Source organism: Saccharopolyspora soli, from assembly GCF_022678645.1.
GTDB lineage: Bacteria > Actinomycetota > Actinomycetes > Mycobacteriales > Pseudonocardiaceae > Saccharopolyspora > Saccharopolyspora soli.
The window spans coordinates 1-13693 of record NZ_JALBWV010000017.1 but is presented as its reverse complement, the minus strand read 5'-3'; the positions used below and the strand labels follow the sequence as shown (position 1 = coordinate 13693).

Sequence of the window (13693 nt, the reverse complement as noted above, 5' to 3'; positions counted from 1 at the left end):
CGGCAGTATCACAGCGGCGTGACGTACGCGCCCGAGATCCCGCCGTCCACCAGGAACTGCGACGCGGTGATGAACGATGCGTCGTCGCTGGCCAGGAAGGCGACCGCCGCCGCGATCTCGCTCGCTTCGGCGAAACGCCCCATCGGGACGTGCACCAGCCGCCGCTCGGCGCGCTCCGGATCCTTGGCGAACAGCTCCTGCAACAACGGGGTGTTCACCGGGCCGGGACACAGCGCGTTCACCCGGATGCCTTCCCGCGCGAACTGCACGCCGAGTTCGCGGGACATCGCCAGCACACCGCCCTTGCTCGCGGTGTAGGAGATCTGCGAGGTGGCCGCGCCCATCACCGCCACGAACGACGCGGTGTTGATGATCGAACCCCTGCCCTGCCGTCGCATGTACGGCAGGACGTGCTTGCAGCACAGGTAGACCGAGGTGAGGTTGACCTCCTGCACCTTCCGCCAGGCTTCGATCCCGGTGTCCAGGATGGAGTCATCATCCGGCGGTGAGATGCCCGCGTTGTTGAAGGCGATGTCGATCGAACCGAACTCAGCATCGACGGTGGCGAACAGTTGCGCGACCGCGTCGGCGTCGGTTACGTCGGTCGGCACGAACAGTCCGCCCACCTCATCAGCGGCGCGCTTGCCGGTGTCCGCGTCGAGGTCGGCGATGACTACCTTGGCTCCCTCGGCGGTGAACCGGCGAGCGGTGGCCAGGCCGATCCCGCTGGCACCGCCGGTGATGACGGCGACGCGGTCCTGCAGACGTTCCGGCATTGCTCACTCCTGTTTCTCGCGGGACACCCGCACCTGGACTCACGCGTCCTCCGTGGTGGGGATGAAAACGTTCTTGGTCTCGGTGAACGCGTCGACCGCGTCCGGTCCGAGCTCGCGGCCGAGCCCGGATTGCTTGAATCCACCGAACGGCGTGTTGTAGCGCACCGACGAGTGCGAGTTGACCGACAGGTTCCCGGCCTCGACCGCCCGCGACACCCGGAGCGCGCGGGCGACATCGCGGGTCCAGATCGATCCGGACAGGCCGTACTCGGTGGCGTTGGCGATGCGCACCGCGTCGGCCTCGTCGTCGAAGGGCACCACCGCCACCACCGGCCCGAAGATCTCCTCGGTGAACGCGGGATCGGTCAGTCCGGTAGTGAGAACCGTTGGTGGGAACCAGAATCCCGTGCCCGAGGGCGCATCGCCGCGGAACGCCACCGGCGCGCCGTCGGGCACGTATCCGGCGACCTTGGCCTGGTGCTGCGCCGAGATCAGCGGCCCCATCTCGGTCTTCTCCTCGCTCGGGTCGCCGACGACCACGCCGCGCACCGCCGGTTCCAGCAGCTCCATGAACCGGTCGTAAACGCTGCGCTGCACCAGGATCCGGGAACGGGCACAGCAGTCCTGCCCGGCGTTGTCGAAAACCCCGTACGGCGCCGTCGCGGCTGCGCGTTCCAGGTCGGCGTCACCGAAGACGATGTTCGCGCTCTTGCCGCCCAGTTCCAATGTCACGCGCTTCACCTGGCTCGCGCAACCGGCCATGATGCGCTGGCCGACCGCGGTGGAGCCGGTGAAGACCACCTTGCGCACGTCGGGATGGGTGACGAAACGTTCCCCGACAACCGATCCCCGGCCCGGCAGGACCTGCAGCAGTCCGTCCGGAAGCCCGGCTTCCAACGCGAGTTCGCCGAGCCGGATCGCGGTGAGCGGCGTCAGCTCAGCCGGTTTGAGCACGACGGCGTTGCCCGCCGCGAGGGCCGGGGCGAAGCCCCAGGCCGCGATGGGCATCGGGAAGTTCCAGGGCACGATCACCCCGACCACGCCCAGTGGCTCCTGGAAGGTGACGTTCACCCCACCGGCCACCGGAATCTGCTTGCCGAACAACCGATCCGGTGCTGCGGCGTAGTACTCCAGCACATCCCGGACGTTGCCCGCCTCGCCGCGCGCGTTGCCGATGGTGTGTCCGGAGTTGCTGACCTCCAGCCGCGCAAGTGTCTCGATGTCAGCGTCAACAGCTCCGGCGAACCGCCGGAGCAACCGCCCCCGCTCAGCAGGCGGGAGCGCGCTCCACGACCGCTGCGCGCGAACCGCCAGCGCGATGGCCGCGTCGGTGTCCTCGACGGAGCACAGCTGCACGGTCGTCACGACCTGCTCGGTCGCGGGGTTGATGACGTCATGCGCGGTGGTCACCCGCGTACCTCCTTCGCTGCTGCGGCAAGCGCTCCGAACAGCTGATCGTCCGCTGTGTCTTCTTCTGGATGCCATTGCACCCCGATGGCGAAACGACGCCCGGTGACCTCCACCGCTTCGACTGTTCCGTCCTCTGCCCGGCCCACCACGTCGAGTGCCGCTGCGATGTCGTCCAACGCCTGGTGGTGGTAACACGGGACCTCGACCTGCTCGCCGAGCGCCGACGCGATCCGGCTGCCCGGCTGAAGTTTCACCTGGTTGCGACCGAAAACCCTTGGCGATGGCTGGTGTTGGCGATGTTCGACCAGGTCCGGCAGGTGCTGGTGCAGCGTCCCGCCGAGTGCCACGTTCATGATCTGCGCTCCCCGGCAGACGCCGAGGACGGGCACATCGTGTTCGAGCGCGGCGTGCAGGAGTCGGATCTCCCAGTCGTCCCGGTGCGGTTGCGTTGGGCCGAGCTCCGCATGCGGCAGGTTGCCGTATCGGGCCGGGTCCACATCCGGGCCACCTGCCAGCACGAGCGCGTCCACACTGGACAAGGACAGGTCCGCCGAATCCGGAAGAACCGGTAGCAGAACCGGAATCCCGCCACTTCGGTGCACTGCGTTGACGTAGGTCGTGGGCAGGAGTGCCGCTTCGCGGTTCCAGACCCCCCAGCTGGCCGTCTCGACGTAGGTGCTGATGCCGATGAGCGGACGGTCAGAGACGCTCGAAACCACGGATGCGCTCCCAGTCGGTGATCGCGGAGTCGAACGCGGCCAACTCGACGCGGGCCGCGTTGACGTAGTGGTCGACGACCTCCTGGCCGAACGCCTCGACCGCGACCTTGCTCTCCGCCAGCAACAGCGCGGCATCCCGCAACGTGGTGGGAACCGTGTCCTTGTCCGAGGCGTAAGCGTTGCCCGACAGCATCGGCTCCAGCGGCAGTTCCTCGGAAATCCCGTGCAGTCCGGCCGCGAGTATCGCCGCCACCGCCAGGTACGGGTTGACGTCGCCGCCGGGCACCCTGTTCTCCACCCGCAAGCTCTCGCCGTGTCCGACGACCCGCAGCGCGCAGGTGCGGTTGTCCCGGCCCCACGCGATCGCCGTGGGCGCGAAACTACCCGGCGCGAAACGCTTGTAGGAGTTGATGTTCGGCGCCAGGAAGTAGGTCAACTCCGGCAGGCAGGCCAGCTGGCCAGCGATGAAGTGCGCCATGACCGGCGAGAACCCGTGCTCGCCGTCGCCGGGCATGGCCGAACCGCCCGCGTCGCGCAGGCTGACGTGGATGTGGCAGGAATTGCCTTCCCTGGCGTCGTACTTGGCCATGAAGGTCAGGCTCACGCCCTGCTGCGCGGCGATCTCCTTGGCGCCGTTCTTGTAGAGCGCGTGGTTGTCGCAGCTGGTCAGCGCGTCCGCGTAGCGGATGGCGATCTCGTGCTGGCCGAAGTTGCACTCGCCTTTCGCCGACTCGACGTAGAGCCCCGCACCGGTCATGTCGTTGCGGATCCGCCGCAGCAGTCCCTCGATCCGACCGGTACCGGCGATCGAGTAGTCCACGTTGTACTGGTTGATCGGGGTGAGCTCGTGGTAACGCTTGTCCCACGCCTGCTCGTAGGTGTCGCGGAAGACCAGGAACTCCAACTCGGTCCCGACGTGCGCGGCGAGCCCCAGCTCCGCGAGCCGGTCGAGCTGCCGCTGGAGCACCTGTCGCGGCGACGGGGCAACCGGCTCGCCCGAGTGCCACAGCACATCGCAGAGCACCAGCGCCGTCGCTTCCTGCCAGGGAATCCGGCGTAGGGTGCCGAGGTCCGGGCGCAGCACGAAATCGCCGTAGCCGGTCTCCCACGAGGTCAGCGCATAACCGTCCACAGTGGCCATATCGACGTCGACCGCGAGCAAGTAGTTGCAGGCTTCGGTGCCGTGGTCGAGGACTTCGTCCAGGAAGTAGCGGGCCGAACAGCGCTTGCCCTGCAACCTGCCCTGCATGTCGGTCAACGCGACGACGACGGTGTCCACCTCGCCGGAGGCGACCAGATCGCGCAGCCGTTCCACGGTCAACTCGTTGCGCGCCACGACGGGCTCCTTCCGGCAGGACGATCATTATTGGTATGCGATCAGACCTTTGAGCTGGCTCATGGAAGCAGCCGCGACTTCGCGATGTCAACACCCGGATGGCGTTTACCTAGCAGCAACATCCAGGATCCGTCGCGGGTATTGACATCCACCCGTGCCCGCAGCACGCTGCCCAACTAATCAATGGGCCACGGTCATACCAATCAGGTGCGAGCATGGAAGGACCCTCTCGTGACCGAGAAGCGGCGGCAGGTGGACTACGAGCAAGTCGGCAGCGACTACCTCGACAAGCGTCGGCTCCAGCAGGGCGCCGCGGGCTGGGTGCTGCTCGCCGGACTGGGCGTCTCCTACGTGATCTCCGGCGACTTCGCCGGGTGGAACTTCGGGCTGGCCGAGGGTGGTTGGGGCGGACTGCTGCTGGCCACCGTGCTGATGGCGACGATGTACACCTGCATGGTCTTCGGTCTCGCCGAAATGGCCTCCGCGCTGCCGGTGGCTGGCGCCGGGTACGGCTTCGCCCGCCGCGCCCTCGGGCCGCTCGGCGGGTTCGCCACGGGAACGGCGATCCTCATCGAGTACGCCATCGCGCCCGCCGCCATCGCCGTGTTCATCGGCGGTTACGTGGAATCGCTCGGGCTGTTCGGGCTGACCAACAGCTGGCCGGTATACCTGGCGTGCTTCATCATCTTCGTCGGGATCCACCTCTACGGCGTCGGTGAGGCCCTGCGGCTGATGTTCGGCATCACCGCGGTGGCGGTGGTCGCGCTGGTCGCGTTCGTGGTGGGCATGATCCCGCACTTCGAGGCGCCGAAACTGCTCGACATCGCGCCGACGGAAGCCCTCGGAGCCAGCACGTTCCTGCCGTTCGGCTACGCCGGGGTGCTCGCCTCGCTGGTGTACGGGATCTGGTTCTTCCTCGCGGTGGAAGGGGTTCCGCTCGCGGCCGAGGAGGCGCGCAACCCGCGCAAGGACATGCCGCGCGGCATCATCGCGGCGGTCGCCGTGCTGCTGGTGTTCGCTGCGGCGATCCTGCTGGTCGCGCCGGGCGGCGCGGGCTCGTCGGCGATTGCCGATGCCGACAACCCGCTGCCTGCGGCGGTGCGGGCCGCCGTCGGCGGCAACAGCGTGCTCGCCGAGATCGTCAACTACGTGGGCCTGGCCGGACTGGTGGCGAGCTTCTTCTCCATCATCTACGCCTCATCCCGCCAACTGTTCGCGCTGTCCCGAGCCGGATACCTGCCGCGCTGGCTGTCGGTGACCGGCAAGCGGAAGACCCCGTACCTGGCCCTGATCGTGCCCGGCGCGATCGGCTTCGTGCTGGCGGCGGCAACCCGCGACGGCGCTCTGCTGATCAACATCGCGGTCTTCGGAGCGACGGTCTCCTACGTGCTGCTGAACCTCTCGCACATAGTCCTGCGCTTCCGAGAACCGAACCTCGACCGCCCCTACCGAGCGCCCGGCGGTGTCGCGACAACGTCGGTGGCGCTGGTGCTGGCGGTAGCGGCCGTGATCGCGACGTTCATAGTCGACATGATCGCCGCCGCCATCATGGCCCTGATCTTCCTAGCGGCCCTGGCGTACTTCTGGTTCTACAGCCGCCACCACCTGATAGCCAACGCCCCCGAAGAAGAATTCGCAGCCCTGCAAGCAGCCGAATCCGAACTCGCCTGACCCTAGGGTCAGGCGGGGCCGCAGGTGTGGGTGGGTGGGACGTCGAGGGTTGGGTTTCGGTTGAAGAAGCCGACCGGTTTTAGGGTGAAGCCGCAGTGGTCCACCGGCATCACCGGCCAATCCTCCGCCCTCGGGAAGTGCGTCAGGCCGAAGGTGTGCCACAACACGATGTCCTCGCCGTCGATGCTCCTATCCCGCGCCGTGAAGGCCGGAACCCCGGCACCGCCGTGGCTCTGGTTGACGAACTCCCCCGCCGGGTACCGCTCGTCCGCCGCGTACTGGGTGACCCACAGGTGCTTGGTCGCGAACGCCGCCCGCTTCGCGATCGACGAACCCGGATCCGACAGCAGCACCGGGTACCCCTGCGGGTGCAGCGCGTAGCCGACCGGCTGGCCGAGCCGGTTGGTGCGCTCGGTGTTGACGATGTGCCAGGTCCGACCGCTGGCCGGATCGGCCTCCCGAGCAGCGTCGCTCTCCCGCGCCAGCCTGGTGGCGCTGCGGGTGAAGGCGTTGCCGTGCGGGTTCTCCTCGCCGACCGGCACCCGCTGCGCCTGCACCTCGTCCACCGCGTTGCTGGTGCCGTCCACCATCATGTCCAGTCGCGCGCTGAACAGGTGCTGGTGGTATGGCGCACCGAGGCCGGGGGCGAGTTCGCTCGCCCAGCGGGTGCCTTCCTGGTAGGCCGAGGTGAACACGATCCCGGTGGCCTTGACCTCCAACTGGATGGTGCCGTCCAGGTACAGGTACCAGTAGAAGCCGTAGTCGTAGTTGCCGATGCTGGCGAAGAACGAGATCACCAGCCGCCGCTGCCGCCGGGTCTCGGCCGAGCCGGTGAACACGTCGGTGTGCTTCCAGAGCACCCCGAAATCTTCCTCGTGCATGCACACCGCATTGCGCAAGGTGCGCGGTGTGCCGTCCTCCTGCGCGACCACCTCGTCGAAGTAGTGGATCTCGCCCAGGCAGTCACAACCGAGCACCAGTTCGTTGGCCAGCTTGCCCAGCGAGTACTCGCCGGAGTCGAAGTAGTTCTGCCAGAACCGCACTGGCGACGGATCGCCGTAGTTGACCAACATCTCGGCGACCGAGGCGCGGTAGATCACCGGTCGGTCCCGTTCGCCGTCCCGGAACGACAGCTGGTGCAGCACCAGCCCTTCGCGCGGGTCGAAGCCCACCCGCAAGCGCCAGTTCTCCCACCGCACCTCGTGGCCGCCGTCAACGGTGAAGCTCGGGCCCTGGGGCTGGGTGATCTCAATCGGCTTGAGCGTTTCCCGCTGCGGACCGAAAAGCGCCTGGTCGGTGTAATCGCCGCTTTCCGCCGGAATCGGCAGGTGGCGGTCGTCGACCACCTTGAGCACGCGCCGCTCGATGACGTCCACGTAGGCCACCAGCCCGTCCACCGGGTGCGCCCACGGCAGTTCTTCCGGGTGGTTCTGCAGGAACGCCAGCGCGCGCAGCATCCGGCGACCGCTCTCGTCGGCGATGCCGAACCACCCCGCCGACAGCGGGCAGACCCGGACCTTGGTGACGTCCTCGATGCCCCGGTCGCGGATGGCCCGCAGCCACGTCTCATCGGCCCGCACGATGCGTTCGACGAGCTCGTACTCGTCCAGCATCACCGGTGGTTGCCCGTGCTCGGCCGGGTTGATCACGGACTTGTCCACCAGTTGGCCGTCGGGCAGCGACACCAGCGTGGTGGTCAGCTCGCCGGTCTTGGTGTCGCAGAGCACCGAGCGCACCCGGCGGTCGAACGCCTCGCCGTCGCGATGCGCGAGCACCGCCGCTTTGCCCGGTTCGTCCAGCTGTACCAGGGGAAAGCGGGTGGACTCGTGCAGCAGCCCGGCCTGCTGCAGCACCGCGCGGTTGCGGAGGATCTCATCGGAGTTCAACGGATCCAGCGGATGGTTCGTCATCGCCCCTGCCTCTCGATGCGTGTCTCGACACCCCGTTCTCGAAGCCGCCCCAGCGCAAAGCCGAGGACGGGCTCTTCGGACGCTAATCCACCCGACCAGTAAGACACGTCGATGACAGGTACCGCCACGATCGAGGCCCGCCCCCGGAAGCGGGAGCGGGCCTCGATCGGGTTCCGTGCGGGGTCAGGCGTCCACCCGCTCCTGCTCCGGGGATTCCGCGACCTGCCTCCTGCGCTTGGGAATCGCACGGGACACCAGCGGCCACAGCAGGATCAGAGCCACCACGCAGTAGACCGCGATCGCGAACGGCGTGTTGACCAGTCCGCTGACGTGGCCGTCGCTGATCTGCAAGGCGCGGCGCAACTGCTGTTCGGCGGCCGGGCCCAGGATCACCGCGATGATCGCCGGGAGCACCGGCAGGCCGTAGCGGCGCATCGCGAAGCCGATCAGGCCGATGATGAACAGCAGCAACAGGTCCAGCGGCTCACCGCCGACCGCGTACGCACCGACGCTGGCGAAGAACAGGATCCCGGCGTACAGGTACGGGCGCGGGATCTGCAGCAGTTTGGCCCACACCGGGGCCAGCGGCAGGTTCAGCACCAGCAGCAGCAACGAGCCGATGAACATGCTCGCGATCAGCGCCCACACCAGGTCCGACTCGCGCTCGAACATCAGCGGACCCGGCTGCAAGCCGTACTGCTGGAACGCCGCCAGCATCACCGCGGCCACCGCCGTGGTGGGCAGGCCCAGCGTCAGCAGCGACACCATCGTCCCGGCCGCCGACGCGCTCGCCGTCGCCTCCGGTCCGGCGACGCCTTCGATCGCACCCTTGCCGAACTCGTCGCGGTGCTTGGAGAGCTTGCGTTCGGTCACGTACGACAGGAACGTCGGGATCTCCGCGCCACCGGCCGGGATCGCGCCGAACGGGAAGCCGATCAGCGGGCCGCGCAACCACGGCTTCCAAGACCGGCGCACGTCCTCAGCGCCCAGCCACGGCCGCCCCACCGGGATCGCCTGGCCGCCGGTTCGCCGCAGGTGCGCGGCGACCCACAGCGACTCGCCGATGGCGAACAGCCCGACCGCCACGATCACCACGTCCACGCCGTCGGCCAGGTGCAGCAGCCCGAAGGTCAGCCGCTGCTGGCCGGTCATCTCGTCCAGGCCGATCAGCCCGACGGTCAACCCGATCAGCAGCGAGGCGAAACCGCGCACCCGGGACTTGCCCAGCACCGAGGTGACCGCGATGAACGCCAGCACCATGATCGCCAGGTAGTCCGGCGCACCGATGTTGACCGCCAGCGACGCGACCGTGGGCGCCAGCAGCGTGAGCAGGGTGATACCGATGATCGCGCCGATGAAGTGCCCGATCGCCGCCGCGGCCAGCGCCTGCGCGCCACGGCCCTTGCGGGCCATCGGGTTGCCTTCCATCGCGGCGACCACCGCCGCGCTCTCCCCCGGCGTGTTCAGCAGGATCGACGTGGTCGAGCCGCCGAACATCCCCCCGAAGTAGATGCCCGCGAACATGATGAACGCGCCGGTGGGTTCCAGGGCGTAGGTCACCGGCAGCAGCAGCGCCACCGCCATCGCCGGGCCGATGCCTGGCAGCACGCCGATCGCGGTGCCCAGCAGCACCCCGATCGCCGCCCACACCAGGTTCATCGGGGTCAGCGCGGTGGCGAAACCGTCCAGCAGCAGGTTCAGCGAATCCATCTCTCAGAGCACCCCCATCAGCGGGCCGCCGGGGAGGGGGACACCGAGCAGGTTGTTGAACACGACGTAGGTGAGCACCGACAGCGCCGCCGCTACGAGCGGATCGCGCACCGCGTTGCGGCTGCCCAGCGCGTAGGCGGAGCCCCAGAACAGGATCATCCCGGACAGCGGGAAGCCGATGATGTTGATCAGCACCGCGTTGGCCAGGAACGCCGCCGACAGCAACAGCACCGTGCGCCAGTCGCTCGGCGCGGAGAGGTCGACGTCCTCGCCGCTCTCGGCCTCGCCACGGCCGCCGCGCAGCACGTCGCGGGCCAGCAGCACCGCCACGACCAGCAGCAGCACGCCGACGATGTAGGGCACCGTCTTGGGGCCGACCGGTCCGCGCTGGGTGAAGTCGGTGGAGATCGTCGCGGCGTCGACGAGCACCAGCACGCCCAGCGCCGCCAGCAGCACGCAGATGCCCAGCTCGGAACGTTCCCGCAGCCATTGCTTCCGCGCGGACCGCGGCTCGGTTCGGGTGACTTCGGTCGTCGTCATGCCAGCCCCAACTCCTTCAGCACCGAGGCCACCCGGTCGTTCTCCTGGCGGAGGAACTCGCCGAACTCAGGACCCGGCTGGAACGCCTCGGTCCAGCCGTTGCGCTGCAACGCGTCCTGCCACGCCGGACTGTCGTTGAGCCGGTCGAACAGCGCGACCAGCTTCTCGCGGTCCTTGTCCGACAGCGCCGGCGGTGCCACCACACCGCGCCAGTTGGTGAACTGCACGTCCACCCCGGCCTCGGTGAGCGTCGGCGCGTCCACGCCGGGCGAGCGCTGCGGCCCGGTCACCGCCAGCACCCGCAGCTCACCGGCCTCGATCTGGTCGCGGTACTCGCCGATGCCGGAGACGCCGAAGGCGACCTTGCCGCCGAGCACCGAGGCGAGCAGTTCGCCGCCGCCGTCGAAGGGCACGTAGTTGACCTGCTTCGGGCTCAGGCCGATGGCCTTGGCCATCAGCATCGGCGCCAGGTGGTCCGGCCCGCCCGGCGACGACCCGCCGCCGACCGGTATCTCACCGGGCTTGGCCTTCCAGTCCGCGATCAGCTGCGCGAGGTCGTGGTAAGGCGAGTCCTTGGCGACCACGACCACGTTGGGTTCCTCGACGAGCTTGGCGATCGGGGTGGTGTCCTGCAGCGACACCGGCGAGTGGTTGGTGTAGACGCTGCCGACCACGCCCAGGCCCATCGACATCGCGAGCTTGCCGTTGCCGCGCTCGTTGACCACCCGGCCGAGACCGACCGTGCCGCCCGCTCCGGGGAGGTTGAAGACCTCGACGTTGCTCTGCAGCCCGGCGTCCTCCATCGCCTTCACCGCGGTGCGCGCGGTGATGTCGTAGCCACCACCGGGCGAGTTCGGCACAAGCATCCGCAGGCCGCGGATCTGCGCTCCGGTGTCGCTGCTGCTGCCGGTGCTGATCAGTGGAGGCACCAGGAGTACCAGCAGCACGGCTGCGACTACAGCCAGCGCGCTGCGTAGGCGCACGGGAATCCCGCCTCTCCGTTGTGGTCGGAACGTGAGCTGGATCATGCTGCACACACCGGCGGCGGGATGTCTCGCTTTAGCAGCTATCGACACTTTTGTTCGTTGTGTAACCGCCGCTGCCCGGGTGCTGCGCAATTTCGCGAGAAATTGCGCAGCACCCCGCCGACCAGGGGCGATGCCAGGGTGGCGTGCGATCGTTGACTCCAGACGGTTAACGTTCGGTCCACCAATGGCGGAGGTGAACGCGGTGTTGCGGGTGCAGGGGTCGCTGTCCCGGCAGCTGCTGAGCTGGCAGCTGCTGATCATCGTCCTGCTGCTCGCCTCGATCGCGGTGTTCTCGGTCGCCCAGACCGACTCGGCGTTCCGGGCCACCGAGGGCCGCAAGATGCTGTCGGTGGCCGAAGACCTCGCCGCCACCGAAGGCGTCCGCGCCAGCCTCGCCGATCCCTACCGGCGCGACTCGCTGCCGATCTTCGCCGAGAGCGCCCGCAGCCTCTCCGGCGCCGACCACGTGATCATCGCCGACGGTCGCGGCACCGTGCTCACCTCGCCCGACCCCGGCCAACGCGGGCAACCGCTGCCGCTGGGCGACAGCACCGTGCTCAGCGGGCACGCCTGGGTCGGCGAGGTCCGCATGGACGGCGTCGATTCGCTCGTCGCGCACGTGCCGGTGATCTCCGACGACGCGCGCATCATCGGCGTCGTCGCGGCCGGTCGCAACACCCCGGACCTGCTGCAAGGGTTGCGCCAGGCGCCGGAGAACCCGCTCGCGCTGCTGGCCTTCGCCACCGTGCTCGGCGTCGCCGGGTCCGTGCTGCTCGCGCGCCGGGTGAAGCGGCAGACGCTCGGCTTGGAGCCGCAGGAGATCACCCGGCTCGTCGAGCACCGCGAGGCCCTGCTGCACGGCGTTCGGGAAGGCGTGCTCGGCGTCGACGAGCAGAATCGGATCACCCTGGTCAACGACCAGGCACGGCACCTGCTTTCGTTGCCAGCGGACTGCGTGGGCCGCGACATCGACTCGCTGGACCTCAACGACCGCGCCCGCGACGTGCTCACCGGTCGCACCGACGGGGTGGACCAGATCGTGTTGCGGCGCGGGCGGGTCGTGGTGGTCAACCGGATGCCGATCTCGTCGGTCGGGGCCGTGGTGACCATGCGCGACCGCACCGAACTCGTTGACCTGCAACGAGAACTGGCCGTGCACCGGGACACCACCGACACGCTGCGTGCCCAGGCCCACGAGTTCAGCAACCGGCTGCACATCATCTCCGGGCTGCTCGAACTGGGCGAGTACGACGAACTGCAGCGCTACGTCGACCGGATCAGCCACATCCAGGAGCAGTGGCACGCCGAGGTCACCGCGCGCATCCACGACCCGGCCACGGCCGCGCTGCTGATCGCCAAAGCCAGCCTCGCCGCGGAACGCGGCGTCGGCCTGCGCCTGCACGAAGGCAGCTACCTGGCCGAGATCGACGAGCAGCTGTCCGCCGATCTGGTCACCGTGCTGGGCAATCTCGTCGACAACGCGCTGGACGCGCTGGAGGGCGCTCCGGGGCACACCGAGCGCTGGATAGAGATCGATCTGCGCCGCACCGACGAGGTCACCGCGGTGGTGCGGGATTCCGGGCCCGGCGTGGCCCCGGAGATTGTCGAGGAGGTGTTCCGGCACGGCTTCACCACCAAGGCCGCACGCGTCGGCGAGCGCGGCCTTGGCCTGGCCCTGACCAGGCAGATCTGTCATCGTCGCGGCGGTTCGGTGCAGGTGCACAACGCGCACGGCGCGGTGTTCACCGCACGGCTGCCGTTGGAGGTACCGGAGTTGTGATCAAGGTACTGGTGGTGGACGACGACTTCATGGTCGCCAAGATCCACAGTGGATACGTCGCACGGGTCGACGGGTTCGAGGTCGTCGGGGTGGCGCACACCGGGGCCGACGCGGTGCGCGCTGTGGACGAGCTGCGCCCGGAGCTCGTGCTGCTGGACATCTACCTGCCCGACATGGACGGCCTTTCGGTGCTGCGGCAGCTGCGCGCGGGCACCTCCCGCCCGTCGGCGGAGCCCGATGTCATCGTGATCACCGCGGCCCGCGACCTGGACACCGTGCGCGGCGCGATCCGCGGCGGTGCGCTGCACTACCTGATCAAACCGTTCAGCTACGAGGCGCTGCGCGACCAGCTGGAGAACTTCCGTTCGCTGCACCGGAAGCTCAGCGAACTGCCCGGCGACTCCCCCACCGCCCAGCAGGACGTCGACCAGCTCTTCGGCACCCGCACGCGCGGCACGGCACCACCGCCGAAGGGGCTGGCGGCCGAGACAGCGGAGATCGTCGAGCGCATCCTGCGCGAGACGACCGCTAGCGGCGGCGACCTGTCAGCCGCCGAATGCGCTGACGCCACCGAGCTTTCCCGCGTCAGCGCCCGCAAGTACCTGGAGCACTTCGTGACCTCGGGCCGCGCCGAGGTCCGACTCCGCTACGGCGGCACCGGTCGCCCAGAACGCCGCTACCGCTGGAACTCCTGACCACCGGTCGTGGGGGGGGGGGGGGGGGGGGGGCCCCGGGGGGCCGCCGGGGGGGGGGGGGGGGGGGGGGGGGGGGGGGGGGGGGGGGGGGGGGGGGGGGGGGGGGGGGGGGGGGGCG

The 13693-nt window shown here is 68.9% G+C and carries 11 protein-coding genes; 3 read left to right on the top strand and 8 right to left on the bottom strand.

Going from position 1 to position 13693, the window contains the following annotated elements; translation table 11 throughout:
• Window positions 1-8: 8 nt before the first annotated feature.
• The 4 genes from MOQ72_RS14935 to MOQ72_RS14920 are packed head-to-tail and all read right to left on the bottom strand — an operon-like array spanning window position 9 to window position 4241.
• A complete protein-coding gene (locus tag MOQ72_RS14935; protein WP_242184109.1) occupies window positions 9-776 on the bottom strand; it encodes a 3-oxoacyl-ACP reductase in 768 nt (255 codons plus the stop codon).
• A 39-nt stretch (window positions 777-815) separates the two neighbouring features.
• Window positions 816-2186: an aldehyde dehydrogenase family protein gene (locus tag MOQ72_RS14930; protein WP_242184107.1), complete on the bottom strand. Its 1371-nt coding sequence runs from the start codon at window positions 2184-2186 to the stop codon at window positions 816-818.
• Entirely contained in the window at window positions 2183-2905 is a 723-nt protein-coding gene (locus tag MOQ72_RS14925; RefSeq protein WP_242184106.1) for a gamma-glutamyl-gamma-aminobutyrate hydrolase family protein, read from the bottom strand. The genes MOQ72_RS14930 and MOQ72_RS14925 overlap by 4 nt, the downstream gene beginning before the upstream one ends.
• Window positions 2886-4241 carry a glutamine synthetase family protein gene (locus MOQ72_RS14920; RefSeq protein ID WP_242184105.1) on the bottom strand — a complete coding sequence of 452 codons (1356 nt, stop codon included), beginning with the start codon at window positions 4239-4241 and terminating at the stop codon, window positions 2886-2888. Before MOQ72_RS14920 ends, MOQ72_RS14925 begins: the two co-directional genes overlap by 20 nt.
• A gap of 231 nt (window positions 4242-4472) precedes the next feature.
• Between MOQ72_RS14920 and eat the strand changes: the two genes are divergently transcribed.
• Entirely contained in the window at window positions 4473-5912 is a 1440-nt protein-coding gene (eat, locus tag MOQ72_RS14915) for an ethanolamine permease (protein ID WP_242184104.1), read from the top strand.
• A gap of 8 nt (window positions 5913-5920) precedes the next feature.
• On the opposite strand, the gene MOQ72_RS14910 is transcribed toward eat, so the two are convergent.
• The 4 genes from MOQ72_RS14910 to MOQ72_RS14895 all read right to left on the bottom strand — a co-directional run bounded on the left by MOQ72_RS14910 (window position 5921) and on the right by MOQ72_RS14895 (window position 11037).
• Window positions 5921-7822, bottom strand: coding sequence for a primary-amine oxidase (locus MOQ72_RS14910; protein ID WP_242184103.1), 1902 nt, complete (start codon window positions 7820-7822; stop codon window positions 5921-5923).
• Window positions 7823-8005: 183 nt separating this feature from the next.
• Entirely contained in the window at window positions 8006-9532 is a 1527-nt protein-coding gene (locus tag MOQ72_RS14905) for a tripartite tricarboxylate transporter permease (protein WP_242184102.1), read from the bottom strand.
• Between the two features lie 3 nt (window positions 9533-9535).
• On the bottom strand, window positions 9536-10072 hold the full coding sequence (locus MOQ72_RS14900; protein ID WP_242184101.1) for a tripartite tricarboxylate transporter TctB family protein: 537 nt from the start codon (window positions 10070-10072) through the stop codon (window positions 9536-9538).
• Window positions 10069-11037, bottom strand: a complete 969-nt coding sequence (locus MOQ72_RS14895) for a Bug family tripartite tricarboxylate transporter substrate binding protein (RefSeq protein ID WP_372495388.1) — start codon at window positions 11035-11037, stop codon at window positions 10069-10071. Before MOQ72_RS14895 ends, MOQ72_RS14900 begins: the two co-directional genes overlap by 4 nt.
• Before the next feature lie 247 nt (window positions 11038-11284).
• Between MOQ72_RS14895 and MOQ72_RS14890 the strand changes: the two genes are divergently transcribed.
• Together MOQ72_RS14890 and MOQ72_RS14885 are read left to right on the top strand one after the other, a co-directional pair.
• A complete protein-coding gene (locus MOQ72_RS14890; RefSeq protein WP_242184098.1) occupies window positions 11285-12880 on the top strand; it encodes a sensor histidine kinase in 1596 nt (531 codons plus the stop codon).
• A complete protein-coding gene (locus tag MOQ72_RS14885) occupies window positions 12877-13575 on the top strand; it encodes a response regulator (RefSeq protein ID WP_242184097.1) in 699 nt (232 codons plus the stop codon). Before MOQ72_RS14890 ends, MOQ72_RS14885 begins: the two co-directional genes overlap by 4 nt.
• Window positions 13576-13693: the final 118 nt, after the last annotated feature.

What these genes read in the sequence shown, in the direction of transcription:
- MOQ72_RS14935 (WP_242184109.1), bottom strand. Translation starts at nt 776, where the DNA reads ATGCCGGAACGTCTGCAGGACCGCGTCGCCGTCATCACCGGCGGTGCC.
- MOQ72_RS14910 (WP_242184103.1), bottom strand. Translation starts at nt 7,822, where the DNA reads ATGACGAACCATCCGCTGGATCCGTTGAACTCCGATGAGATCCTCCGC.
- MOQ72_RS14905 (WP_242184102.1), bottom strand. Translation starts at nt 9,532, where the DNA reads ATGGATTCGCTGAACCTGCTGCTGGACGGTTTCGCCACCGCGCTGACC.
- MOQ72_RS14900 (WP_242184101.1), bottom strand. Translation starts at nt 10,072, where the DNA reads ATGACGACGACCGAAGTCACCCGAACCGAGCCGCGGTCCGCGCGGAAG.
- MOQ72_RS14890 (WP_242184098.1), top strand. Translation starts at nt 11,285, where the DNA reads ATGGCGGAGGTGAACGCGGTGTTGCGGGTGCAGGGGTCGCTGTCCCGG.